Annotated in this window: 19 protein-coding genes; 4 read left to right on the top strand and 15 right to left on the bottom strand. The window is 74.9% G+C overall.

Translation table 11 applies throughout. The features are described 5' to 3' along the window. Positions 1 to 162 precede the first annotated feature (162 nt). The 6 genes from ACSUPR_RS03075 to ACSUPR_RS03050 all read right to left on the bottom strand — a co-directional run bounded on the left by ACSUPR_RS03075 (position 163) and on the right by ACSUPR_RS03050 (position 8801). Positions 163 to 1818: a serine/threonine-protein kinase gene (locus tag ACSUPR_RS03075; RefSeq protein ID WP_436889377.1), complete on the bottom strand. Its 1656-nt coding sequence runs from the start codon at positions 1816 to 1818 to the stop codon at positions 163 to 165. Positions 1819 to 1991: 173 nt separating this feature from the next. Further along, entirely contained in the window at positions 1992 to 3431 is a 1440-nt protein-coding gene (locus ACSUPR_RS03070; RefSeq protein WP_436889376.1) for an NCS2 family permease, read from the bottom strand. Between the two features lie 216 nt (positions 3432 to 3647). Continuing rightward, positions 3648 to 6047 (bottom strand): xanthine dehydrogenase subunit D, encoded by a 2400-nt coding sequence (gene pucD / locus ACSUPR_RS03065; protein WP_436889375.1) that lies wholly within the window; start codon positions 6045 to 6047, stop codon positions 3648 to 3650. Next, the gene (locus ACSUPR_RS03060; RefSeq protein WP_436889374.1) at positions 6047 to 7417 is read right to left on the bottom strand and encodes an 8-oxoguanine deaminase; all 1371 of its coding nucleotides are present in this window, start codon (positions 7415 to 7417) and stop codon (positions 6047 to 6049) included. The genes pucD and ACSUPR_RS03060 overlap by 1 nt, the downstream gene beginning before the upstream one ends. After that, positions 7414 to 7938, bottom strand: a complete 525-nt coding sequence (locus ACSUPR_RS03055; RefSeq protein WP_436889373.1) for a (2Fe-2S)-binding protein — start codon at positions 7936 to 7938, stop codon at positions 7414 to 7416. Before ACSUPR_RS03055 ends, ACSUPR_RS03060 begins: the two co-directional genes overlap by 4 nt. Then, positions 7929 to 8801 carry an FAD binding domain-containing protein gene (locus ACSUPR_RS03050; protein WP_436889372.1) on the bottom strand — a complete coding sequence of 291 codons (873 nt, stop codon included), beginning with the start codon at positions 8799 to 8801 and terminating at the stop codon, positions 7929 to 7931. The genes ACSUPR_RS03055 and ACSUPR_RS03050 overlap by 10 nt, the downstream gene beginning before the upstream one ends. A gap of 224 nt (positions 8802 to 9025) precedes the next feature. Between ACSUPR_RS03050 and ACSUPR_RS03045 the strand changes: the two genes are divergently transcribed. Then, positions 9026 to 10594: a PucR family transcriptional regulator gene (locus tag ACSUPR_RS03045; protein ID WP_436889371.1), complete on the top strand. Its 1569-nt coding sequence runs from the start codon at positions 9026 to 9028 to the stop codon at positions 10592 to 10594. 48 nt (positions 10595 to 10642) lie between these two features. Next, the gene (locus tag ACSUPR_RS03040; RefSeq protein ID WP_436889370.1) at positions 10643 to 11344 is read left to right on the top strand and encodes a pentapeptide repeat-containing protein; all 702 of its coding nucleotides are present in this window, start codon (positions 10643 to 10645) and stop codon (positions 11342 to 11344) included. Here the strand turns inward: ACSUPR_RS03040 and ACSUPR_RS03035 are convergent. Further along, positions 11328 to 12152, bottom strand: a complete 825-nt coding sequence (locus tag ACSUPR_RS03035) for an NAD(P)H-binding protein (RefSeq protein ID WP_436889369.1) — start codon at positions 12150 to 12152, stop codon at positions 11328 to 11330. The genes ACSUPR_RS03040 and ACSUPR_RS03035 overlap by 17 nt on opposite strands. Positions 12153 to 12226: 74 nt before the next feature. On the opposite strand from ACSUPR_RS03035, the gene ACSUPR_RS03030 reads away from it, so the two are divergent. Next, entirely contained in the window at positions 12227 to 13195 is a 969-nt protein-coding gene (locus ACSUPR_RS03030; protein ID WP_436889368.1) for an AraC family transcriptional regulator, read from the top strand. Here ACSUPR_RS03030 and ACSUPR_RS03025 read toward each other — a convergent pair. The 5 genes from ACSUPR_RS03025 to ACSUPR_RS03005 form a co-directional block, all read right to left on the bottom strand. Further along, a complete protein-coding gene (locus ACSUPR_RS03025; protein ID WP_436889367.1) occupies positions 13163 to 14125 on the bottom strand; it encodes a helix-turn-helix domain-containing protein in 963 nt (320 codons plus the stop codon). The two genes, ACSUPR_RS03030 and ACSUPR_RS03025, sit on opposite strands and share 33 nt — an antisense overlap. 19 nt (positions 14126 to 14144) lie before the next feature. Further along, complete coding sequence (locus ACSUPR_RS03020; RefSeq protein ID WP_436889366.1) at positions 14145 to 15113, bottom strand: alpha/beta hydrolase fold domain-containing protein; 969 nt, start codon at positions 15111 to 15113, stop codon at positions 14145 to 14147. Between the two features lie 103 nt (positions 15114 to 15216). Beyond that, the gene (locus tag ACSUPR_RS03015) at positions 15217 to 16131 is read right to left on the bottom strand and encodes an aminoglycoside phosphotransferase family protein (protein WP_436889365.1); all 915 of its coding nucleotides are present in this window, start codon (positions 16129 to 16131) and stop codon (positions 15217 to 15219) included. Further along, positions 16128 to 17315, bottom strand: coding sequence for an endo-1,4-beta-xylanase (locus ACSUPR_RS03010; protein WP_436889364.1), 1188 nt, complete (start codon positions 17313 to 17315; stop codon positions 16128 to 16130). The genes ACSUPR_RS03015 and ACSUPR_RS03010 overlap by 4 nt, the downstream gene beginning before the upstream one ends. Positions 17316 to 17318: 3 nt before the next feature. Then, positions 17319 to 18572 (bottom strand): cytochrome P450, encoded by a 1254-nt coding sequence (locus tag ACSUPR_RS03005; protein ID WP_436889363.1) that lies wholly within the window; start codon positions 18570 to 18572, stop codon positions 17319 to 17321. Positions 18573 to 18857: 285 nt separating this feature from the next. On the opposite strand from ACSUPR_RS03005, the gene ACSUPR_RS03000 reads away from it, so the two are divergent. Continuing rightward, positions 18858 to 20714: a serine/threonine protein kinase gene (locus ACSUPR_RS03000; RefSeq protein ID WP_436889362.1), complete on the top strand. Its 1857-nt coding sequence runs from the start codon at positions 18858 to 18860 to the stop codon at positions 20712 to 20714. Positions 20715 to 20945: 231 nt separating this feature from the next. Here the strand turns inward: ACSUPR_RS03000 and ACSUPR_RS02995 are convergent, their stop codons facing one another. From ACSUPR_RS02995 to ACSUPR_RS02985, 3 genes are read right to left on the bottom strand one after another with little or no spacing between them, the layout of a single operon-like run. Further along, entirely contained in the window at positions 20946 to 21122 is a 177-nt protein-coding gene (locus tag ACSUPR_RS02995; RefSeq protein ID WP_436889361.1) for a hypothetical protein, read from the bottom strand. 24 nt (positions 21123 to 21146) lie between these two features. Next, entirely contained in the window at positions 21147 to 22823 is a 1677-nt protein-coding gene (locus ACSUPR_RS02990) for a SulP family inorganic anion transporter (protein ID WP_436889360.1), read from the bottom strand. Further along, positions 22820 to 23158 (bottom strand): ArsR/SmtB family transcription factor, encoded by a 339-nt coding sequence (locus tag ACSUPR_RS02985; protein ID WP_436889359.1) that lies wholly within the window; start codon positions 23156 to 23158, stop codon positions 22820 to 22822. The genes ACSUPR_RS02990 and ACSUPR_RS02985 overlap by 4 nt, the downstream gene beginning before the upstream one ends. Positions 23159 to 23273 lie beyond the last annotated feature (115 nt).

Here is a 23273-nt window from a genome sequence, read left to right as displayed (position 1 = left end):
GGTGCTCTTCCCGAAGAGGATGTTGTCAATGACAACTTATGGGGGTCCTCGCGGGCTGTCAACGGGTCGTCGGGGACGATGTCCGGGATGTCCGGGTATTGATCTACATCGTCAAGGTGGCCGTTCCGGACATCACTCCCTCTATCGATCGCACACCCGCGGTCACGGTGCCTCGGTGTCCGGACCGCCGGAAGTACCGCTCCCCCCTTCCTCGGTGCCGCCGCCGGTGCCGCCCTCGCCGGTCCCGCCGCCGCCCTCACCGCCGGTGCCCGGGTCCCAGCAGGCGTCGGGGTCGGTCTCGCAGACGGGCGGGTCGACCTCGACGCAGTCCGGGTGGTGCGGGTCGGTGTGGCAGTCCGGCTCGGTGCCGCCTCCACCGCCGGTGTGCTCCGTGCCCTCCTCGGGCGGCGTCCAGGTGCCGGTCTCCCCGCCCCCGCCGCTCTCCTCCTCCACGACCGGGGCCTCCTCCCCGACGGAGGGGTTCTCCACGACCTCCTCGGTGGCGGGGGTGTTGCCGACCGGTTCCACGGGCGGCGGGGTGTTCTGGCCGTGGATCCAGAAGAGCACGCCTCCCAGGGCCGCCAGCACCACCAGCGCTCCGACCGTCGCCCAGCCGGCCGGGGAGCGGCGGCGCCGGGAACGCCCGCCCGGCGCGGGGGAGGAGCCGCCGGGCGGGGCGGCCCCGCCGACAGGCCCGCCCGGCGGAGGCCCGGCGGGTCCGGGGCCGACCGGCGGGGTGAGGCGGGTGCGCGGGATCCCGCGCCCGGGCGTGTCCGGCCCGGTGCGCCAGGGCCCCGCGGCGGCGCCGGGGCCGCCCGTCGCCTCGGCCGCCGCTCCGCCGGCGGCGGCCGGGTCCAGGGCGGTCAGGGCGCCGGTGGCGGGCCCGCTGTCGGGCGGGCGCCGCTCCCCGCGGCGGGGCGCGGGCACCTCCGGGACGGCGTGGATGCGGGCGGTGCCGGTGCCCACCGCGGTGGAGGTCTGCTCCAGCAGCAGGGTGGCGGGCGCCGCCTCGGGCAGGGTGCCGCCGCCGATGAGCGCGGCCAGCACCTCCATGGCGGCGGGCCGCCGCCCGGGGTCCTTGTCCAGGCAGCGCTCCAGCACCGGCCGCAGCCGCTCGGGGACGTCGGTCAGGTCCGGCGGGGAGGTCAGCACCTGGTCGACGATGGCCAGGGTGGTCCCGCCGTGGAAGGCGCGGTGGCCGGTGGCGGCGTAGACCATCACGGCGGCCCAGGAGAACATGTCACTGGCCGGGCCCAGGGTGTGGCCGCGGATCTGCTCGGGGGACATGTAGGCGGGGGTTCCGGCGACGGTGGTGGTCTGCCGGGTGGCGTCGACCAGGCGGGCGATGCCGAAGTCGATGACGCGGGGGCCGTCGGGGCCCAGGATGACGTTGCCGGGCTTGAGGTCGCGGTGGACGACCCCGGCCTCGTGCACGGCGGCCAGGGCGGTGACGGTGGCGATGGCCAGCCGGTCCAGGTCGGGGCCGCCGCGGGGGCCGTCCTTCTCGATGGCGGCGCGCAGCGTGGGGCCGGGGACGTACTCGCTGGCGATGTAGGGGGGGTCGGCGTCCATGTCGGCGTCCAGGACGGCCGCGGTGCAGAAGGGGGCGACGCGGCGTGCCGCGGTGAGCTCCTGTGCGAAGCGGTCGCGCTGGCGGGAGTCGCCCTCCCAGGTGCGGCCCAGTACTTTGACCGCGGCCTCGGTGCCGTCGGCGGCGCGGGCGAGGTAGACGGTGCCCTGGCCCCCGCTGTCGATGCGGGAGGTGACGGTGTAGGGGCCGATGCGGGCCGGGTCGGTGGGGAGGAGCGGTGTCGTCATGGTTCGCGCCCTGTCGGTGGGGAGCCGCCTGCTGCGGCCTCCATCGCTCACTGTGACGTGGACCGCGAGCCGTGGGGATCTGACCTGAAGGTAATAATCCCCTTACTTTTTTCGGACAACCGGGGGGACCGGTCCGCATACCGCGCGAACCGGTCCCCGGGTCGACGGGCAGGTCAGAGCCCGAAGGCGTGCAGGGAGAAGTCGAAGAGGAAGACGCCGGTGAGGATCCACATGAGCCAGCCGACGTCGCGGACGCGTCCCTGCGCGGTGCGCAGGACGGTGTGGGCGATGATGCCGATGCCGATGCCGCTGGCGATGTCGAACGCGAAGGGCATCATCGCGATGGTGAGGAAGGCGGGGACGGCCACGCCCATGTCGGTCCAGTCGATGTCGGCGACGTGGGTCATCATCAGCGCGCCCACCAGGACCATGGCCACGGAGGCCGCCTGGGCGGGGACGATGGAGAAGACCGGGGCGAAGACGATCGCGGTGAGGAACAGGGCTCCGGTGACGACGCTGGACAGCCCGGTGCGGGCGCCCTCGCCGACGCCGGCGGTGGACTCGACGAAGACGAGGGTGGCCGAGGAGCTGGTGAGGCCGCCGACGACGGCGCCGGTTCCGTCGGTGACGAGGATCTGGTTGACGCGGGGCATGGAGCCGCTGTCGTCGGTGATCCCGGCCTTGGCGCCGATGGCGAGGATGGTGCCGACGGCGTCGAAGAACCCGGCCAGGACGAGGGTGAAGAGGATGACTCCGGCGGTGGTGGGGCCGGCGGTGGTCCAGGCGCCCAGGAGGTCGACCTGGAAGAGGAGACCGAAGTCGGGTACGGCGACCGGGGAGGCCGGGATCTCGGGTGCGCCGCCGCCCCACTGGGAGGCGTCGAGCCCGAGGGCGTAGTGGACGACGACGGCCAGGGCGGTGGCGCCGAGGATGCCGTAGAAGATGGCCCCGGGGACGCCGCGCACGAGCAGGATCGAGGCGAGGGTGAGGCCGATGACGAAGATGAGGACGGGCCAGCCCAGCAGGTGGCCGCCGTCGGCCTCGGCGCCCAGCTGCAGGAGGCCGCCGCCCTCGCCTCGGCTGACGAACCCGGCGTTCTTGAGGCCGATGAGGCTGACGAAGAGGCCGATGCCGACGCCGATGGCGATCTTGAGGTTGCGGGGCAGGGCGTTCATGACGGCGGTGCGGACGCCGGTGACGACCATGGCGATGATGATGACGCCCTGCCAGACCACCAGGCCCATGGCTTCGGGCCAGGTCATGTTGGGCGCGGCCTGGTAGGCGACGACCGCCATGACCCCGAGGGCCGCGGCGCAGGCGATGGGGGCGCGTCCGACCACCCCCATCATGATGGTGACGAGCCCCGCGGACAGGGCGGTCATGGTGGTGAGCTGGGCGGGGTCGAGGCGGTCGCCGTTGATGTCGGTGGCGCCGCCGAGGATGACGGGGTTCAGGACGATGATGTAGGCCATCGCCATGAAGGTGGTGAGCCCGCCGCGGAGTTCGCGGGCGGGGGTGGATCCGCGGTCGGTGATGGAGAAGTAGCGGTCGAGCCAGGATCGACCTTGTCGGGGGGCGGTCTGCGGGCGCGGGGCGCTGTCGCGTGCGGTCATGTCCCCTCCTGGAGGGAAACGGGGCGGCCGTGGGTCGCCTGTTGTGTTCAGGTGATCACGGAAAGTGATCATCCGTGGGCGTGCGGGGACGTCGTCGGCCCCGGAGCCCGGGGCGGTGGCGCGCGTGCGCTGATGGGCGCGCGCCGGCGGGCCGCTCACCGGGTGGGTGAGGGAGGGTGGCGGTGCGGCGGGGTGGCCGCCGCACCGCCGGTGGTCTTACAGGGGGATGCCGACGATGTCCTCGGGCCGTACGGGCGCGTGCGTGAGCGCCTTGCCGGTGGCGGCGCGGACCGCGGCCACGACGGCGGGCGTGGAGGACAGGGTGGGCGGTTCCCCGGCGCCGCGCAGGCCGTAGGGCGAGTGCGGGTCGGGGTGTTCGAGGACCTCGATGCGCATGGGCGGGGTGTCGAGGATGGTGGGGATGAGGTAGTCGGTGAAGGACGGGTTGCGGATCTGGCCGTCGCCGACCTGGATCTCCTCCATGAGGGCCAGGCCCAGGCCCTGGGTGGAGCCGCCCTGGATCTGGCCGATGAGCTGGAGGGGGTGCATGATCTTGCCGACGTCCTGGACCGCGTCCAGGGCGATGACCTTGACCAGGCCCAGCTCGACGTCGACGTCGACGACGGCGCGGTGGACGCACATGCCGAACTGGGTGTGGGAGGAGCCCTGCCCCAGGGTGGGGTCGAGCATCTCGGTGGGGCGGTGGTGGTACTCGCGGGTCTGCTCCACGACGGTGCCGTCGGCGAGCAGGTCGGTGAGCGAGACCAGGGCGCCCAGGGTCCGGGAGACGAGCTTGCCGCCGGTGAGCGACAGGTCCTCGTCGCCGACGGAGTCGGGGACGTGGCCGCGCTCGCGGGCCAGGGCGTACAGCTCCTCGCGCACGGCCAGGCAGGCCGTGCGGACGGCGCCGCCGGTCATGTAGGTCTGGCGGGAGGCGGAGGAGGACCCGGCCGAGCCGACCGCGGTGTCGGAGGGGGCGATGACGACCTTCTCCACGCCCAGTTCGGTGCGGGCGATCTGGCCCTTGATGGTGACCAGGCCCTGGCCGACCTCGGCGGCGGCGGTGTGGACGAGGGCGACGGGTTCGCCGCCGACGACCTCCAGGCGCACGCGGGCGGTGGAGTAGTCGTCGAAGCCCTCGGAGAAGCACAGGTTCTTGAGGCCGACGCCGTAGCCGACGCCGCGGACGACCCCTTCGCCGTGGGTGGTCCCGGCGACGCCGCCGGGCAGGGTGCGCAGGTCGGCGGGGTCGGGCAGGGCCTCGCGTTCGGGCGGCATGGGCAGGGCGCGGGCGCGGGCGAGCATCTCGGCCATGGGCAGGGGCATGTCGACCTCCTGACCGGTGATGATGCGCGAGCCCTGGGCCATGGCGTTCTTGATGCGCAGGTCGACCGGGTGCATGCCCAGTTCCTCGGCGAGGCGGTCCATCTGGGACTCGTAGGCGAAGCAGGCCTGGACGGCGCCGAAGCCGCGCATGGCCCCGCAGGGCGGGTTGTTGGTGTAGACGCCGTAGGCGTCGACGCGGGCGTGGGGGATCTCGTAGGGGCCCAGGCCCAGGGAGGAGGCGACGCCGACGACCGCGGGGGTGGCCGAGGCGTAGGCGCCGCCGTCGACGATGACCTCGGCGGTGGCGTAGAGCAGGGTGCCGTCGGCCAGGGCGCCGTGTTCGTAGCGCATCTTGGCCGGGTGGCGGTGGACGTGCCCGTAGAAGGACTCCTCGCGGTTGTAGACGATCTTGACGGGCTTGCGGGTGTGGAGGGCGAGCATGCAGGCGTGGATCTGCATGGACAGGTCCTCGCGGGCGCCGAAGGCGCCGCCGACGCCGGCCAGGGTGACGCGGACCTTGTCCTGGGGCAGGCCCAGGGCGGGGGCGATCTGGCGCTGGTCGACGTGGATCCACTGGGTGGCGACGTAGAGGTCGACGCCGCCGTCCTCGGCGGGGACGGCCATGCCGGACTCGGGGCCGAGGAAGGCCTGGTCCTGCATGCCGACCTCGTACTCGTCGGCGACGATGACGTCGGCGCGGGCGCGCAGGGCCTCCAGGGCGGCGTCGGGGTCGGCCCCGGTGAAGTCGCCGGTGCGGATGGGCTGGTGGCGCAGGCGGTTGCCGCGCTGGTTGTACTCGGGGTGGTCGGGGATCGTGCCGGGCTCGTGGACGAGGGGGCAGTGCGGGTCCATGGCGGCGCGGCGCGGGTCGGTGATGGGTTCCAGGACCCGGTAGTCGACGCGGATGCGCTCCATGGCGCGGCGGGCGGTCTCGGGGTGGTCGGCGGCGACGATGGCGACCGGCTCGCCCTTGTAGCGGACCTTGCCGTAGGCGAGGACGGGCTGGTCCTCGAACTCCAGGCCGTACCGCTTGGATCCGGGGACGTCCTCGTGGGTGAGGACGGCCTCGACCCCGGGGACCTTGAGGGCCTCGGTGATGTCGACGGAGAGGATCTCGGCGTGCGGGTGGGGGCTGCGCAGGGTGGCGCCCCAGAGCATGTCCTCCATCCACATGTCGGAGGAGTAGGCGAATTCGCCGGTGACCTTGAGGGTGCCGTCGGGGCGCTGCGGGCTGGCGCCGATGCCGTCCCTGGTGGTGCTGGTGAGGTCGGTGACGGTGGTCGCTGACATCAGCGGTTCGCCTCCTGGGTGAGTCGCGCGTGGGCGTTGCGGCCGCGGGCGGCGGCGGCCTCGCGGGTGACGGTGGTGAGTTCCCCGCCGGTGACGACGGGGCGGGCGCCGACCCACAGGCGGGACAGCGGCGGGGTGGGGCCGAAGACGGCGGCGACGACGGGGTCGGCGATGACGTCGTGGCCGAAGCCGTCGACACGCCACAGGGCGATGTCGGCGAGCTTGCCGACGGTGAGGGAGCCGAGCTCGGCGTCGCGGCCCAGGACGCGGGCGCCGCCCAGGGTGGCCATGTGCAGGGCCTGGCGGGCGGTGAGGGCCTGGGGGCCCCTGCGGGCGCGGGCCATGAGCAGGGCCTGGTGCATCTCCCCGGCCAGGGAGGTGAGCTCGCTGGAGGCGGGGCCGTCCACGCCCAGGCCGACGGGGACCCCGGCGGCGAGGAGTTCGGTGGTGCGGCAGATGCCGGCGCCCAGGCGGGCGTTGGAGGTGGGACAGTGGGCGACGCCGGTGCCGGTGGCGGCGATGCGGGCGATGGCGTCGTCGGAGAGGTGGACGGCGTGGGCGAACCAGACGTCGGGGCCGAGCCAGCCGAGCTTCTCGGCGTACTCGACGGGGGTGCAGCCGAACTCGGCCCGGCACTGCTCCTCCTCGTCGACGGTCTCGGCGAGGTGGGTGTGCAGGCGCACGCCCTTGTCACGGGCCAGCTGCGCGGCCTGGACCATGAGGTCGCGGCTGACGGAGAAGGGTGAGCAGGGGGCGACCGCGATGCGGGTCATGGACCCGGGCGAGGGGTCGTGGTGGGTGTCGATGGCCTCGGCGGTGCCGGCCAGGGCCCCGTCGAGGGTCTCCACGACGCTGTCCGGGGGCAGGCCGCCCTGGCTGTGGCCGCGGTCCATGGAGCCGCGGGCCAGGTCCAGACGCACCCCCACCTCGAGGGCGGCCTGGACCTGGGCGTCGACGATGTCGCCGCGCCCGGAGGGGTGGATGTAGTGGTGGTCGGAGGCGGTGGTGCAGCCGGACAGGGCCAGGTGGGCGAGTCCGGCGGTGGTGGTGTCGGCGACGACCCGGGCGTCGAGGCGGTGCCAGATCTCGTAGGAGCCGACGAGCCATTCGAAGAGGGTGCCGTCGGTGAACAGGCCCTGGGTGGCCCACTGGTAGAGGTGGTTGTGGGTGTTGACCAGGCCCGGGGTGGCCAGGTGGCCGCGGCCGTCGACGCGGGTGGCGTCGTCGGGGACCAGGTGGGCGGGTGCGGGCCCGTCGCCGACGGCGGTGATGATGCCGTCGCGGGCGATGATGTGCCCGTCGGGGTGTTCGGCGCCGTCCACGGTGGCGATGTGGGCGCCTTCGATGACGAGGGAGCGGTGGTCGGTCATGCGGGGCTCCCGGCGGTGTCGGTGTCGGCCCGGCGGGCGGCGGCCAGGCGGACGGCGTCGAGGATCTTCTCGTAGCCGGTGCAGCGGCAGAGGTTGCCGGCGAGGGCTTCGCGGATCTCGGGGTCGGTGGGTGCGGGCCGTCCGGCGTCGACGGTGCGGTTGAGCAGGTCGTCGGTCTGGACGAGCAGGCCGGGGGTGCAGAAGCCGCACTGGACGGCTCCGGCGTCCAGGAAGGCCTGCTGCACGGTGTTCAGGGGGCGGTCGCCGCCCTTGCCGGTGCCTTCGGCCAGGCCTTCGACGGTGCGGACGCTGCGGCCTTCGGCCTGCCCTGCGGCGACCATGCAGGAGCAGACGGTGACGTCGTCGAGGTAGACGGTGCAGGAACCGCATTCGCCCTGTTCGCAGGCGTTCTTGCTGCCGGGCAGGCCCAGGCGCTCGCGCAGGACGTAGAGCAGGCTCTCGCCGGGCCAGACGTCGTCGGCGGTGACGTCCTGGCCGTTGACGTTGATGTTCACGCGCATGGGGCGGCTTCCTTGCGGTAGTCGGTGATGGACCAGGTGAGGGTGCGGCGGGCCATGACGGACAGGGCGTGGCGCCGGTAGGCGGCGCTGCCGCGCTGGTCGTCGATGGGTCGTGCGGCCGCGGCGACGAGTTCGCCGAAGCGGCGGACGGTGGCCTCGGGCAGGAGTGCGGGTGCGTCCCAGTCGATCTCCTGGGCGAGGAAGTCCTCGGCGGCCTCGGCGCGCAGCGGGGTGGGGCCGGCGGAGCCGATGCCGGTGCCGACGGTTCGGTCGTCGGTGTTCAGGGCCAGCGCGAAGGAGGTGACGGCGATGACCATGGCGTTGCGGGTGCCGATCTTGGCGAAGTGCTGGGGGCCGGTGGGCGCGGGCAGCACGACCGCGGTGATGAGCTCGTCCTCCTGCCGGGCGGTGGTGCGGAAGGAGAGGTAGAAGTCGCGGGCCCTGACGCGGCGGGTGCCCCGGGTGGAGGCGAGTTCGATGACGGCGTCGGTGGCGAGCAGCGGCGGGTGGGCGTCCCCGGCCGGGGACGCGCCGCCGAGGTTGCCGCCGACGGTGCCGCGGTTGCGGATCTGCGGGGAGGCGACGGTCCTGGAGGCTTTGGCCAGGGCGGGTGCCAGGGCGGGCAGTTCGGTGATGATGCGGCTGTAGGGGACAGCGGCGCCCAGGCGTGTGCCGCCGTCGCCGGTGTTCTCCCAGCGGGAGAGCTCGGCGATGCGGGTGAGGTCGAGCAGGGTGTCGGGCCTGCGCTTGTCGAAGTTGAGTTCGACCATGACGTCGGTGCCGCCGGTGATCGGGACGGCGTCGGGGTGCTCGGCCTTGGCCTCAAGCGCCTCCTGCAGGGTGGAGGGGCTCAGGAATCGCATGTGTGGAGGTCCTCGCGTTGACTTGACCGGTGGGTTGTGTGAAGTACAGCACTCTGGTGTCGTGGGTTCCAGGCGGCGATGACATGAAGTGGTGGCGGAACGAACGGTTATCGTTGGTCGTTTCCTCCAAGTGGCCGGTGCGAGCGCGTTCGTACTTCCCCACTATGGAAGTCCCGTATGGTCTCGGGGACCATCATCGACACTCGGACTCAAGAGGGACGTTCATGCGTCTTGGCGATTTGATCGCGGTCGAGCGGCTGCACCTGCGCTTTCTGGCGGGTGCGGAGCAGGCCGACCGCGAGGCGGGGTGGGCCTACACCACCGACCTGCTGGAGCCCGCGCGGTATCTGCGCGGGGGCGAGCTGGTGCTCACGGGGATGATGTGGCACGAGGGGCCGCAGGACTCCGAGCGGTTCGTGGCGTCGGTGGAGTCGGCCGGCGCGGTGGCGATCGCCGCGGGGACGGCGCTGGGCTCGGTGCCCGAGGACCTGGTGGAGGCGTGCCGGCGGCGGGGGATGCCGCTGGTGGAGGTTCCGCCGGAGACGTCGTTCGGGGCGGTGACCGAGGAGGTGCTGGGCTCGCACACCCGGCGCCGGTTCGCGGGGCTGGCGCGGCACCGGGACCGGTTGCGCCAGGCGGTGGCCGAGGTGGCCGCCGGGGCGGATTTCGCCGAGGTGTTCGCGCGGGCGTCGGCGCAGGTGGGGGTGCGCGCCTGGGTGGTCTCGCCGACGGGCCGGCTGGTGGCCGGCGACGGCGGCGGGCTGGGGGCGGCCGAGCGGGAGTGGCTGGCGGGCCGGGCGCTGTCGTGGCCGCTGCTGCCGCACACCACCCGGGTGGCGGGTGCCGGTGAGACGGTGGTGACGGTGCGGGAGGTGGCCACGTCCCGTTCGCATCCGCTGTCGCGGTGGCTGCTGGTGTGCGCCGGTGACGAGGCGGTGTGGTCGGAGGAGGAGCGCGAGACGGTCGCGGAGCTGGAGTCGGTGGCGGTGCTGGCCCGGGGCCGGGTGGAGGACCGGTGGAGCACCGAGGCCCGGCACCTGGAGGGGGTGGCGCGGCTGCTGGCGGCGCAGCGCTTCGACGAGGTGGCGGCGCTGCTGGGCGGCACCCCCCAGGGCGGGGGCGAGGACCATGTGGTGGTCAGCGCGGTGCTGCTGCCCGCGCCGCGGTCGGACGAGCTGACCCGGCACGTGGTGGCCGAGCTGGTGGCGGACCTGCCGGGCACGGTGGTGACCGGCGACGGCGACGGCGACACGCTGGCGCTGGTGCCGGTGGCGGCCGGGGGCGACGCGCGGGAGGCGGCCGAACGGGTGCGCTCGGTGCTGGTGGCCGGGGCGCGGGTGCTGGAGGGCGGCCTGCTCGACCACCGGTTGGCGCTGGGGTCGTCCTCGGCGGCGCGCGGGGTTCCGGAGCTGCGGGGCGCGGCGGTGGAGGCCCGGCACGCGCGGCGGCTGGCGGAGCTGCGCGGGGGCCGCTGGCGGGTCATCGCGGGGGCGGAGATCGACTCCCACGAGCTGCTGCTGGCGTCGGTGCCCGAGGAGGTGCAGAGCTCCTACCGGGAGCGGCTGCTGGGCCCGCTGGTGGCCTACGACCGCGACCACCGGTCGGAGCTGGTGGAGACGCTGGAGCGGTTCCTGGAGCACTCGGGGTCCTGGCAGCGGTGTGCGGCGGCGATGCACGTGCACGTCAACACGCTGCGGTACCGGATCGGGCGGGTGGAGGAGCTGACCGGCCGGGACCTGAGCAACCTGGAGCACCGGGTGGACCTGTTCCTGGCGCTGAAGCTGCGCGACTGAGGCGGTCCGCCCGCGGTGTGTCGGCGGGGGGCGGTAGGGTGCGCGCCCATGGGCATGGATGTTTCTCAGGGGCGGTTGGAGGGCGCGGATCTGGCGGGGGCCGATCTGCGCGAGGAGTGGGGGAGCGCGGGGGGTGCGCCCCGGGAGCTGGTGGGGTGCGACCTGTCCGAGGCCGACCTGCGCGGGGTGGACCTGGTCGAGGCGGTGCTGCGGGACTGCCGGCTGGACGGGGCGCGGCTGGACGGTGCGGAGCTGGAGGGGGCCCGGTTCGTCGGAGGGGGCGCGGCCGGTGCGGCGTTCGGCGGGGCCGAGTGCACCGAGGCGCGGTTCGAGCGGGTGGACCTGGCCAACACCCGGTGGCAGGGGGCGCTGCTGACCGACGCGGTGTTCTCGGGGTGCCGGATGACGGGGGCCGGGCTGACCTCGCTGCGCGGCGTGGGGTACGCGTTCGACCACTGCAACCTGATGCTGGCCCGGTGCAAGGGCATCGACCTGCGGGGGCGGGTGCTGGAGGGGCTGCGGCTGGACGAGGCCGACCTGGCGGCGGCGGACCTGCGCGAGACGGTGTGGGTGGAGTCCCGGCTGCGCGGCGCCTCGCTGGTCGGGGCGAGGCTGGCGGGCGCGGACCTGCGCGGCGCCGATCTGGGGGAGCCCACCCTGGAGCAGGCGCGGTACCTGCGCGGGGCGGTGATCGGCCCCGCGCAGGCGCGGCTGCTGCTGGGCGCCCTGGGGATCACCCTCGCCGACTGAGCGTTTCGGCCAGGCTCCGGGGCGGGCGGCCGAGCGCCTCCTGCACGCCGGTCGAGAGGTGGGACTCGCGGCCGCGGGCCAGCGGACCCAGGACGTCGGCCCAGATCAGGGCCACCTCCTCGGGGACCCCGTCGGCCACCTGCGCGGCCACGAACTCCTCCGTGGTGACGGACGTGCGGGTCACGGGTGTGCCGGCCTCGGTGAAGGCCTCGGCGACCTCGTCCAGGGTGAGGGGGTGGGGCCCGGACATCTCGTAGGTGCGGCCCTGGTGCCCGTCGCGGGTGAGGGCGGCGACGGCGACCTCGGCGATGTCGTCGGTGTCGATGTAGGGGCAGGCGGCGTCCTGGAGGGGCAGCCGCAGGTCCCCGGCCTGCACCATGGGCGCGAACAGGCCCTCGGTGAAGTTCTGGGTGAACCAGGTGGGACGCAGCACGGTCCACTCCAGGCCGCTGTCGGCCAGGGCCTTCTCCCCCTGGCTGTGGACGTTGTCGGTGTTGGGGCGGTCGGCGTAGTAGTCGGGGTCGTCGTTGCCGCGGGCCGAGAGCAGGACCAGGCGCTCCAGGCCGCGGTCGCGGGCGGCGGCGATGAGGTCGGGGGTGCGCGGGTCGGCGTCGTTGGGGACGACGTAGGCGGCGCGCACCCCCTCCAGTGCGGAGTCCCAGGTGGCGGGGTCGGCCCAGTCGAAGCGGTGGGCCGAGCTGCGCGAGGCCACGCGCACGGCGCGTCCCTGCTCGGTGAGCAGGCGGGCGACACGGCGTCCGGTGGTGCCGGTGCCGCCGATGACCAGGATGGGGTCGTTGTTCGTCATGGGGGAAGTCCATCAGCCGCGGGTGAGACGAACCATGGCCCCAAGGCTCAGCGGCATGTGAGATCGTCTACGCCATGGACGCTCTCTCCGACCTCCTCGACGGGGTCCGGGCCCGCGGGGCCCTGTTCAGCCGCTCGCTCATGGAGCCGCCGTGGTCGGTGTGCTTCGACCACTCCCTGCCCCTGTCGCTGATCACGATGGTGCGCGGCCGGTCCTGGATCGTCCCCGAGCAGGGCGAGCCCCTCGCCCTGGCCCCCGGGGACATCGCGGTGCTGCGCGGCCCGGCCGTGCACACCGTCGCGCACCCGGCCGACGCCGCCACCACCGGGACCGTCGTGTCGGGGCAGGGGTGCCTGGGGCCCGACGGCCTGGCGATGGACGAGGACGTCGTGCTGGGCCTGCGCACCTACGGGCACTCCATGGACGCCCCGGACCTGATGCTGTGCGGGAGCTACGACGTCACCGGCGAGGTGGGGCGGCGGCTGCTGTCGGCACTGCCGGAGGTGCTGGTGGTGCCCGCCGACGCCTGCCACGACCCGCTGACGCAGATGATCCTCAACGAGGTGGACTGCCAGGTGCCGGGCCAGCAGGTGGTGCTGGACCGGCTACTGGACCTGGCGCTGGTCTCGACCCTGCGGACCTGGTTCGACCGGCCCGAGGCCGACCCGCCCGCCTGGTACACGGCGCTGGCCGACCCGGTGGTGGGGGCGGCGCTGCGGGCGGTGCACAACCGGCCCGACGCGGCGTGGACGGTGGCGCGTCTGGCGGAGGTGTGCGGGGTCTCGCGGGCCACGCTGGCCCGGGACTTCGCGGCGCTGGTGGGGGTGCCGCCGATGGCGTACCTGGCGGAGTGGCGGATGACCCTGGCGGCGGACCTGCTGCGCGACACCGGGGAGACGGTGGGGGCGATCGCCCGCCGTGTGGGGTACGCCGACGCGTTCGCGTTCAGCGCCGCGTTCAAGCGGGTGCGCGGGGTCTCCCCGAGCGACCACCGCCGGGGCGCGCGGGGCTCAGCCGGGCAGGTGGAGGCGGCGCACGCATAGGGCCACCTGGAGGCGCAGCCGCCCCGTGACGGTGCGCACGCTCCAGCCCAGGAGGCGTTCGAGGCGCTCCAGGCCCTGCTGGGTGGTGGAGTGGTGCAGGCCCAGCGCGGTGGCGGCGGCGCGAACGCTGGGGGCGGCGGCCACCGCGTCGGCCAGGGCGATCAGCGCGGTGGAGGTGCGGGCCAGCCGCTCCAGGGCGGCCACGTCGGGCGGGGGCGCGTCGCCGGGGGCGACGGTGTCGGCGAGCGGCAGCAGGGCGCCCAGGTCCACGGCGGCGACCAGGCGGGGGCCGGGGTCGGTGCCGGTCCCGGCGGCGGTGAAGCGCAGGGCGCGGCGGGCGTCGGCCAGGGAGGCGGGCAGGTCGGCCACCGGCACGGCCGGCCCCAGGCCGGCGCGGACGGCTCCTGGGTCCTCGCCGGGGGCGAGCAGCCGCACCGGGCCGCCGCGGGGCGCCAGGGCCGCGCGGCGGGTGTCGGGGCGCAGCCCGGCGCGGCGGGCCGCGGCCAGGCGCTCGTCCCCGGGCCGGGCGGGGTCGGTGAGCAGGACCGCCAGGGGTACGGCGGCCGGGGCGGGGGCGCGGTCCAGGTGGTCTCGGACGGCGACCGCGGCCCGCTCCAGCACCATGCCCAGGACCGGCCCGGCCGGACCGGGGGTCTCCAGCCACAGCAGGGCGGTGCCCGCGGCGGCGTGCGGCCAGGCCGGGTCCGGGGGCGGCAGCGGGGTGCGGGTGAGGCGGCCGTCGGGCAGGGCGCGCAGGGACAGGGCGCGGTCGGGGTCCGCGAGGGCGGCCGGGTGGCCGGACAGGGCGGCCGCGCCGCGCACGACGGGTTCCAGGCCGGTGCCGTGCAGCCGGTCGAAGTAGTCGATGACCTTGACGGCGTCCCCGGCCTGGGGGTCCAGCGCGCTGATGCGGCCGAGCAGTTCCCTCATGGAACCAGTGTGCCCTGCCTCACATGCCGAGTGTGCGGCGAAGCCAGGGAAGACGCGCGGCCGTGGCCTGGCGGGACAGGGCGGCGTGCGGGGCGAAGGAGTCGAAGCCGTGGAAGGCGCCGGGCCACACGTGGAGTTCGGCGACGCCGCCCGCCCGCCAGATGCGGCCGGCGTAGTCGACGACCTCGTCGCGGAAGGTCTCGGCCGAGCCCACGTCCAGGAACGCCGGGGGCAGTCCCGACAGGTCGGTGGCGCGGGCGGGGGCGGCGTAGGGGGAGACGTCGGGGCCGCCCGCGGCCTCTCCCAGCAGGGCGCTCCAGCCGGTGTCGTTGGAGGTGCGGTCCCACACGCCCAGCCCCGCCATCTGGTGGGCGGAGACGCTGTCGTTGCGGTCGTCGAGCATCGGGTAGACCAGCAGCTGCGCGGCCAGGGCCGGACCGCCGCGGTCGCGCGCCAGCAGGGCGGTGGCGGCGGCCAGCCCGCCCCCGGCACTGGCCCCGCCCACCACGACGCGGGCGGCGTCCAGGCCGTGGCCGGCGGCGTCTCCCGCGAGGTGGACGAGTCCGGCGTAGCAGTCCTCCACCGGGGCCGGGTGGGGGTTCTCGGGGGCGAGGCGGTAGCCGACGGAGGCCACCGCCAGGTCCAGTTCGCGGGCGGTGGCGAGCAGGCCGGGGATCTCGGGGCCGCGGTGGGTGCCCAGGATCATGCCGCCGCCGTGGATCCAGTACAGCAGCCCGGTGGGCCCGGTGGTCCAGGTGGGCCGCCACAGCAGCACGGGCACGTCCGTGCCGTCGTGCCCCTCGGCGGTGAGGGAGTGCTCGGTGAAGTCGCCGCCGTGGGTGAAGTCGCCCTCCACCGGCAGGGCCAGGCGGGAGGCCCGGACGGAGTCGATGAGGTCGGGGGTGATGGAGGGGGTGATCCGCTCGCCGACCAGGGCCAGGGCGGCGGCGAGTTCGGGGTCGAAGGGCGGGGGCGGCGGTGTGCTCACGGAAGGCTCTCCCGGGGGTCGGTGGGCGGGCCATCATTGTGCGCGTGCCGCCGGGCGTGCCGGTAGCGGCGGGTGGCGGGGTGGTGCCCGCCGTACGGCGGGGTCAGGAGTCCAGGGCGCGGCCGATGGCGAGCATCCGGTGTCCGATGTCGGGTTCGTCGTCCTCCAGGGACCAGACGGTGTTCTCCAGGGCGCGGACCAGGGTCCAGGCGCGGGCCCGGTCCCGGTCCAGCCTCATGGCCTCGGTGAGCAGGTCGAAGCGGCGGCGCAGCAGCCGCTCCGCGCCGGGCCCCCGGGGCGGGCGGTTCCAGAGTGCGGGCAGCAGCTCGTACCCGGGGTCGCCGACCAGGGGCTTGGGGTCGATGGCCAGCCAGGGGCCGCGGCCGGTGCCCGGGAGCGGGGCCAGGACGTTCCGGTAGTGCAGGTCCCAGTGCAGCAGGCGGTCCCCGGCCTCGGGGGCGATGTCGGCGGCGGTGCGCGACCACCGGTCCAGGGCGGCGGCCTGTTCGCCGGGCGGATCGGCGGCGGCCAGGCGGCGGGCCCGTTCGACCAGGCGCTCGGTCATGGGGCGCAGGTGGCGCAGCCCGGGCGGGCCCGGGTGTGCGTTGAGGGTGGTGAGCAGCCCGGCGATGGTCTCCAGGGCCTGGTCGAGGCCGTGGGCGTCGATGGTGGAGTCCAGGTCGCGTCCGTGGTCCAGGGCCTCCAGGAGCAGGTCGCCGGTGGCGGGGTCGTGGTCGAGCAGGCGGGCGGCGCCGTGGCCGTCCCAGGCGCGCAGGGCGTCCGGCTCGCCGCGGGTCTCCTCGTCGACGGGCTGGATCTTGAGCACGGCGGGGCGGGCGTCGGCGGTGGTGACGGGCAGGACGAGGGCGACGGCTCCGTGCATGGGTCCGCCCGCGGGGGTGAGGTTCCAGGCGTCGAGCCGCTCGGCGGCCCGGCGGGGCAGGTCGGCGACCCACGCGGGCCCGCAGAAGCGGGTGAGGGCCGCGGCGACGCGGGCGGGCAGGCGGACGACGGTCACGGGGCGGCTCCCTGCGGGCGGCGGTGGGGGCGTGTCGGAGCCCGGCGCGGCGTGCGGGCGGGCCATGCGGGGTGCCCGGGGCGGCGGCCGCGGCGGGAGAGGGCGTCGACCATGCCGGCCAGGGCGGGCTTGGGCCGGTAGGCGTCGTCGAAGGGCAGGGCGGCGTCGTGGCCGGGGAACCATTCGGGGATCCAGGAGTGGGCGTCGGTGACGCCCCAGACGGTCACGTTGACGCAGCCGTCGACCTCCAGGCAGGCGGCCAGGACGTCGCGGTACTCCCGTCGCTGCTCGGCCAGGGCCTCGTCGGTGACGGGCTCGGGGATGCGCACGTCCAGCTCGGTGACGGCGACCTCCAGGCCGAGGTCGGTGTAGCGGCGCATCTGCTCGGCGAGGTCGTCGGAGACGTGGCCGTGCACGAAGTGGGACTGGAAGCCGATGCCGTGCAGGGGGACCCCGCGCTCGACCAGGTCGGCGACCAGCCCGTAGAGGGCGTCCGCCTTGGGCCCGGCGCTCTCGATGCCGAACTCGTTGATGTAGAGCCGGGCGTCGGGGTCGGCGGTGTGGGCGCTGTAGAGGGTCCGGGCGATGTAGTCGGGGCCCAGCACCTCGTACCAGAGGTTGCGGCGCATCTCCGGACCGCCGTCCTCCAGGGGCTCGTTGATGATGTCCCAGGCGCCGACGCGGCCGCGGTAGCGCTCCATGACGGTGGTCACGTGCTCGTGGACGACCCCGCTCAGGGATTCGGCGTCCCAGTCGCCCTGGGAGAGCCAGGCGGGCTGCTGGTTGTGCCAGAGCATGGTGTGGCCGCGCACGTTGAGGCCGCGCTCGGTGGCGAAGTCGACGACGGTGTCGGGGCCGCTCCAGTCGAACTCGCCCCGTTCGGGCTGGACGTGCTCCCACTTCATGGTGTTCTCGGCGGTGACCGAGGTGTAGTGGTCTTCGACGATGCCGCGGTAGCGGCGGTCCTCGGTGAGGGGGGTGACGGCCAGGGCGACGCCCAGGTCGATGCCGTGGGCGCGGGCGAGCCCGGGCAGCAGGTGGCCCTCCTGCTCGGGTTCGGGCAGGACGGCGACGAGGACGCCGGTCACGGTCAGGATGACGGTGCACAGGGCGGCGGCGGTCAACAGCAGCCCCTTTCCGTTGACGGGCACGGCGCGGCCGTCCCCGGTGCGGTGCGCGGTCACCCCTCACCCCCCGCCGGCGGTGACGGGGAGCGCGGCCAGACCGCGCAGGGTCGTGGTGGGCCGGTGGACGGGCCGTCCGGCGGGGCGCAGCTGCGGCGCCCTGGACGCCAGCGCCCGCAGGGCGATGCGCCCCTCCAGCCGTGCCAGAGGCGCCCCCAGGCAGTAGTGGATACCACCGGAGAAGGCGAGGTGGTCCGATGCGTCGGCGCGGGTGATGTCGAAGCGGTCCGGGTCGGTGAAGTGGTCGGGGTCGCGCCCGGCGGACGCGATCGAGCACAGGATGTAGCCGCCTTTTCGCAGCACGTGTCCCATTATGTTCGTGTCCTGGTTCACCCAGCGGGAGGTCATCTGCACCGGCGGGTCGTAGCGCAGGACCTCCTCCACGGCGTTGTCGGCCAGGCCGGGGTCGGCGGTGAGCCGGTCCCACTGGTCGCGGTGGCGCAGCAGGGCGGCGGTGCCGTTGCCGATGAGGTTGACGGTGGTCTCGAACCCGGCGATGAGCAGCAGCCGGCACATGGCGGCCATCTCCGCGGGGGTGATCTCCCCCTCGTCCGAGGCGGCGGTCAGGGCGGAGACGACGTCGTCGCGCGGGTCGGCGCGGCGCAGCCGCACCAGGTGGCCGAACAGGTCGTCCAGGCGGCCCGAGGCGTCCTGGACGGTGCGCAGGTGGCGGGCGGAGCGCGCGCCGTCCAGGGAGGACCCGATGGCCGCGCCGATCTCCACGAACGCGGCGTGGTCGTCGTCGGGGACGCCCAGCAGCCGGGTGATGACCGCGATGGGCAGCGGCTGGGCGAAGTCGGCCATGAGGTCGAAGCGCCCCTTGGCCAGGGCCCGGTCGAGGAGGCCGTGTGCGATCTTCTCGATCTCGACGGCGTACCGCTCCAGGTGCCGCGGGCTGAACGCGGGCCGGGCCAGGGCCCGCAGCCGGGTGTGCTCGGGCGGGTTGCGGGTGAGGAAGGACAGGTCGAGCAGGTCGGGTCCGGGCGGCGCGGTGTCGGTGTCCTGCGGCCGCACGCCCAGGTGCCGGTCGCGCAGGACCTGTTGGACGAGGGCGTGGGTGGTGGCGGTGCGGAACCCCGAGCGGCTGCGCACGAGGGCGCCCTGGGCCCGCAGACGCCGGTGGGTGGGGTAGGGGTCGTCCCGCCAGGGCCGGTGCATCAGGCGGGAGACGTGGTCCCCGCGTCGGGCCGCGACCCAGGTGAGGGCCTGGAACGCCCGCAGTCGGGCGTCGGTCCTCAGGGAGTTCAGGACCTGCATGGGGCACTCCTCTCGACGGTACGACCCTAGGGGCGACGGGGCCGGGGGCGCGGGGCGGGCGCGGGAGTTGGCCGATGCAGGCCAGGGGGGAACTCCGCGGGGCGGTGGGGCGTTGTCGGCGCACCGTCGGCGGGGGTGAACCGGCGGGGTGGGGCGGTGCGTCGAACGGGGTGGGGCGCCGCGGGTCCGCCGGGCCCGCCGGGTTGGCTACGATCGCTGGGGTCTGGTGCACGTGTGGTGTGCGAGGCGCCATCAGGCTCGGCGAATGCGGAAGGACTGAGGACGTTGGGTCCCCTTGAGAGCACCGATCCCGATCGCATCGGCCGGTACCGGCTGATCGCACGCCTGGGGGCGGGCGGTATGGGCCAGGTGTTCTTGGGCCGTTCCGCCGGCGGGCGCGCGGTGGCGATCAAGCGGATCCACCCGCACATGGCCGCCGACACGGCGTTCCGGGAGCGGTTCGCGCGGGAGGTGGCCGCGGCCCGCCAGGTGAGCGGTGCGTTCACGGCGCCGGTGATCGACGCCGGTCCCGAGGACGAGGTGCCGTGGCTGGTCACCTCCTACGTGCCGTCGCTGCCGCTGGACGACGCGGTGGCGGCCCACGGCCCGCTGCCGGAGGCCACGGTGAGGGTGCTGGCGGCGGGGCTGGCCGAGGCGCTGGCGGAGATCCACCGGGTGGGGCTGATCCACCGCGACCTCAAGCCCGGCAACGTGCTGCTGGCCGAGGACGGGCCGCGGGTGATCGACTTCGGGATCGCGCGGGCCACGGACGGGACGGCGGCGACGCAGTCGGTCATCGGCACGCCGGGGTTCATGAGCCCGGAGCAGGTGCAGGGGGAGACGCTGACCCCGGCCAGCGACCTGTTCGCCTACGGCGCGGTGCTGGCGTACGCGGCCGGGGGCACGGGGCCCTTCGGAGAGGGTGCGATGCCGACGATGGTCATGCGGATCATCAGCCGCGAGCCGGACCTGTCGCGGGTGCCGGAGCCGCTGCGGCACCTGGTGGCGGCCTGCCTGAGCAAGGACGTGCGGGGCCGCCCCTCGCCGGGCGAGATCCTGGACTACCTGGGCGAGGTGCCCGCCGGGTCGATGTGGCTGCCGCCCGCGGTGATGGCGGGTGTGCAGGAGCAGGTGGCGACGGTGAACCGGGCGCTGGCGTCGGCGGAGCCGACCGGCACCCACGGGCGCGGCGAGGGCGCCCAGGACCCGACGCGGGTGTGGGGCTCCGCCGCGGCCGCGGGTGCGGCAGGCGCGGTGGCCGGCGGCGCCGCGGGTGCGGCGGCCGGGGCGTGGGGCGACGACCAGGCCACCCGGGTGGCGCCCTCCGCCGCCCAGGAGCACGGGGCGACCTCGGTCCTGGGACAGGGGCAGGCGCAGGGCCATGCGCCCACGCAGCAGTACGGGGCGGATCAGGCGCAGCCGGGTTACGCGCCCACGCAGCAGTTCGGTGCGCAGCAGGGCTACGACGCCACCCGGCAGGCCCCCTCCGCCGACCGGGGCGGAGCGCAGGGGCCGGGCGGGGACGACCCCTACGCCGACCTGTACGGCGGTCGGCGCGGGGCGCCCGGGGCCGACGCCGAGGAGCTGCGCCGCCGCGAGTACGAACGCCACCAGGAGCAGCTGCGCGCCCAGCAGGAGCGCCAGGAGCAGGAGCGCCGCCGACAGGAGGAGTACGCCGCCCAGCAGCGGCGCCGCCACGAGGAGCAGATCGAGCACCAGCGCCGCCAGGAGGCCGACCGGGCCCACCGCGAGCGGGTGCGCGCCGAGCAGGAGGCGGCGCGGCGGGCGCAGGCCGAGGCCCGCGCGGCGGGGCGGCCGGGCCTGTGGAGCTTCGCCAAGCTGCTGCCGCTGCTGATCCTGCCGTTCATCCAGATCCCGCTGGGGTACGGGGCGGCACTGGCGTGGGCGTGGTTCACCGCCGAGGCCGACATGTGGAACGGTTCGGCCTTCTTCTTCGAGCCCCTGTCGATGGACGGGTTCTGGCACGCGACGATGCTGGGCTACTTCATCCTCAACAACCTGGTGTCGCTGGAGTTCCTGGTGCGGTCGCTGCGGACCTCGTTCGTGACCGGCGCGGTGCTGGCGCTGGGTGTGATCGCGGCGACCAACGGGCTGCTGTACAGCTTCGGCTTCTGGGGCTGAGCGGGGCCGGGCGGCGCTCAGCGGGCGGCCCCGGCGGGCCGGACGGTCCGGTCGGGGTCGATGCGGTGGGTGGACACCTCGCGGTGCGGGCGATGACCGCGAAGACCAGGGGCAGGGCGAGGTCGCGCAGGAGTGCGCCGGCCCGGTTGCGGGCCAGCTTGAGGGAGCCCTGGCGGCGGCCGATGGCGACGACGCCTTCGACACGGTCGTGGCGCAGGGCTTTGTAGGTGGTCAGGGCCTGTGCGGGGTCGTCGATGTCGCGCAGGCACGAGGCCAGGACCAGGGCGTCTTCCGGGCTCGGGGGGCGCCCTGGCCGCTGGAGGGGGTCATGGCGCGGGCGGCGTCGCCCAGCAGGCCGACGCGGCCGCGGCTCCAGCGGGGCAGCGAGGCGATGCCGTGGATGCCCATGGGGATGAACGCGGCGCGGGTGCCTCAGGCCGGTAGGGTGCCGCGCTCGCGCAGCAGCGCGTGGGCGTGCGCGATCGCCCGCGGGGTGGTGTCCAGGACCAGCCCGCCGGCGTACAGGTCCTCGATCGCCCCCTGGGAGCGCAGCGCCCGCTCGTGGTCGGGGCGCACCCCCGACAGCAGCACCGTGATGCCGCGCCGCTCCAGGCGGCGCACGGCGTCGCCCAGCACCATTGCACCGGTGGCGTCCACCGCGCTCAGGTGCGACATGCGCAGGACCACCGCCGACACGTCCGCGACCTCGGTCAGCTCCAGCAGGAACCGGTGGGCCGCGGCGAAGAACAGCGGGCCGTCCAGCCGGTAGGCGACGATGTGCTCGTCCAGCAGGGCGCGCTCCTCGGCGTCGTGGCCGCCGGGCAGGTCCCCGGCCAGTTCCATGCGGTCCATGCGGGCGTCGCGGGCCACGGCGCGCAGGGCCAGCGCGGCGGTCACGGCCATGCCGAGCAGGACGGCCATGACCAGGTCCAGGGCCAGGGTGGCCACCGCGGTCAGGACCAGGACGGCGGCGTCGCCGCGGGTGGAACGCATCATGACGCGCACCGACCCGACCTCGACCATGCGCACGGCCGTGGCCAGCAGGACGCCGCCCAGTGCAGCCAGGGGGACCAGGCCGACCAGGGGCGCGAAGGCCAGGACCACCACGGCCAGTACGGCGGCGTGGACCATGGCGGCCAGGCGGCTCACCGCGCCGGAGCGGACGTTGACGGCGGTGCGGGCGATGGCGGCGGTGGCGGGCACGCCCCCGAAGATCGGGGTGACGAGGTTGGCGATGCCCTGGCCGAAGAGCTCGCGGTCGGGGTCGTGGTGCTCGTCCACGCGCATGCCGTCGGCGACGGTCGCCGACAGCAGTGATTCCAGGGCCGCCAGCGCGGCCACGGCCACGGCCGCGCCCAGCAGCGGGCCCAGGGCGGCCGGGTCGAGGAAGGCCAGGGACGGCGCGGGCAGGCCCGCGGGCAGCGCGCCGATGGCAGGCGCCTCGAGCGGGGTCAGGTGCACCAGGGCGGTGGCTCCGGCCACCGCCAGCAGGGAGAAGGGGACGGTGGGCTTCCAACGGGCGCCCAGCAGCATGACGGCGGCGGTGCCCAGCGCGATGCCCAACGGGGTCCAGTCGGGGTCGGCGGCGAAGTCGCGGACCAGGCGCCAGGCGCCGACGAGCACGCTGTGGCCCTCGGGCTGGGGCAGGCCCAGCACGAAGGGGATCTGCTGGAGGGCGATGACGGCGGCGATGCCCAGGGTGAAGCCCTCGATGACGGGAGCGGGCACGTACCGCATGTAGCGGCCGCCGCGCGCCCAGGCCAGGCCCAGCAGGATGAGCCCGGCCATGAGACCGACGGTGAGCACGCCGCCGGGCCCGTGGGCGGCGACGATGGGGACCAGGACCACGGTCATGGCGCCGGTGGGCCCCGACACCTGGAGGTTGGAGCCGCCCAAGAGCGCGGCCAGGAACCCGGCGACGATCGCGGTGACGATACCGGCCTGGGCGCCGAGCCCCGAGGAGATGCCGAAGCCCAGGGCCAGCGGTAGGGCGACGATGGCGACGGTGACTCCGGCGAGCAGATCGCGGCCGGGGGCACGGCGCATCGCGACGAGATCGGCGCGCCGGGGCAGGAGCGAACGCAGGCGCGGGGACGGCGGCACGGTCATGGGCGGGTGGCCCCCTGGTCGGTTCCGGTGAGCAGCTGGGCGCGCTCGTCGTTGAGGTCGGTGAGGATACGCCGGGCGGTACGCAGCAGGTCGGCGACGTCGGGCCCGGCCAGGGCGTAGACGACGCCGGGCCCCTCGCGGCGGGAGGTGACGATGCCCGAGCGGCGCAGCACGGCGAGCTGCTGGGAGAGGTTGGAGGCCTCGACCTCGGTGTCGGCGAGCAGGTCGCGCACCGGGCGCGGGCCGTCCTGGAGGAGTTCCAGTACGCGGATGCGCACGGGGTGGCCGAGCATGCGGAAGAAATCGGCCTTGGCCTGGTAGAGCGGGCGGTGCACGGGCGGTCCTCGGGTGGGCGGCGGCGGTCGGCTTCACCTTATGATCACTTGAAGAATTCTTCACTTCATCATGTGTTCGAGCGATGGCCCGGGAACACGAGAACCCCCGGTCGGC

It is taken from the genome of Nocardiopsis dassonvillei (assembly GCF_964273065.1).
In the GTDB taxonomy this organism is placed as follows: Bacteria; Actinomycetota; Actinomycetes; order Streptosporangiales; family Streptosporangiaceae; genus Nocardiopsis; species Nocardiopsis dassonvillei_B.
This window is presented reverse-complemented; position numbering and strand designations above follow the sequence as displayed.

What these genes read in the sequence shown, in the direction of transcription:
- ACSUPR_RS03075 (WP_436889377.1), bottom strand. Translation starts at nt 1,818, where the DNA reads ATGACGACACCGCTCCTCCCCACCGACCCGGCCCGCATCGGCCCCTAC.
- ACSUPR_RS03070 (WP_436889376.1), bottom strand. Translation starts at nt 3,431, where the DNA reads ATGACCGCACGCGACAGCGCCCCGCGCCCGCAGACCGCCCCCCGACAA.
- pucD (WP_436889375.1), bottom strand. Translation starts at nt 6,047, where the DNA reads ATGTCAGCGACCACCGTCACCGACCTCACCAGCACCACCAGGGACGGC.
- ACSUPR_RS03060 (WP_436889374.1), bottom strand. Translation starts at nt 7,417, where the DNA reads ATGACCGACCACCGCTCCCTCGTCATCGAAGGCGCCCACATCGCCACC.
- ACSUPR_RS03055 (WP_436889373.1), bottom strand. Translation starts at nt 7,938, where the DNA reads ATGCGCGTGAACATCAACGTCAACGGCCAGGACGTCACCGCCGACGAC.
- ACSUPR_RS03050 (WP_436889372.1), bottom strand. Translation starts at nt 8,801, where the DNA reads ATGCGATTCCTGAGCCCCTCCACCCTGCAGGAGGCGCTTGAGGCCAAG.
- ACSUPR_RS03045 (WP_436889371.1), top strand. Translation starts at nt 9,026, where the DNA reads ATGCGTCTTGGCGATTTGATCGCGGTCGAGCGGCTGCACCTGCGCTTT.
- ACSUPR_RS03040 (WP_436889370.1), top strand. Translation starts at nt 10,643, where the DNA reads ATGGGCATGGATGTTTCTCAGGGGCGGTTGGAGGGCGCGGATCTGGCG.
- ACSUPR_RS03035 (WP_436889369.1), bottom strand. Translation starts at nt 12,152, where the DNA reads ATGACGAACAACGACCCCATCCTGGTCATCGGCGGCACCGGCACCACC.
- ACSUPR_RS03030 (WP_436889368.1), top strand. Translation starts at nt 12,227, where the DNA reads ATGGACGCTCTCTCCGACCTCCTCGACGGGGTCCGGGCCCGCGGGGCC.
- ACSUPR_RS03025 (WP_436889367.1), bottom strand. Translation starts at nt 14,125, where the DNA reads ATGAGGGAACTGCTCGGCCGCATCAGCGCGCTGGACCCCCAGGCCGGG.
- ACSUPR_RS03005 (WP_436889363.1), bottom strand. Translation starts at nt 18,572, where the DNA reads ATGCAGGTCCTGAACTCCCTGAGGACCGACGCCCGACTGCGGGCGTTC.
- ACSUPR_RS02995 (WP_436889361.1), bottom strand. Translation starts at nt 21,122, where the DNA reads ATGGGCATCCACGGCATCGCCTCGCTGCCCCGCTGGAGCCGCGGCCGC.
- ACSUPR_RS02990 (WP_436889360.1), bottom strand. Translation starts at nt 22,823, where the DNA reads ATGACCGTGCCGCCGTCCCCGCGCCTGCGTTCGCTCCTGCCCCGGCGC.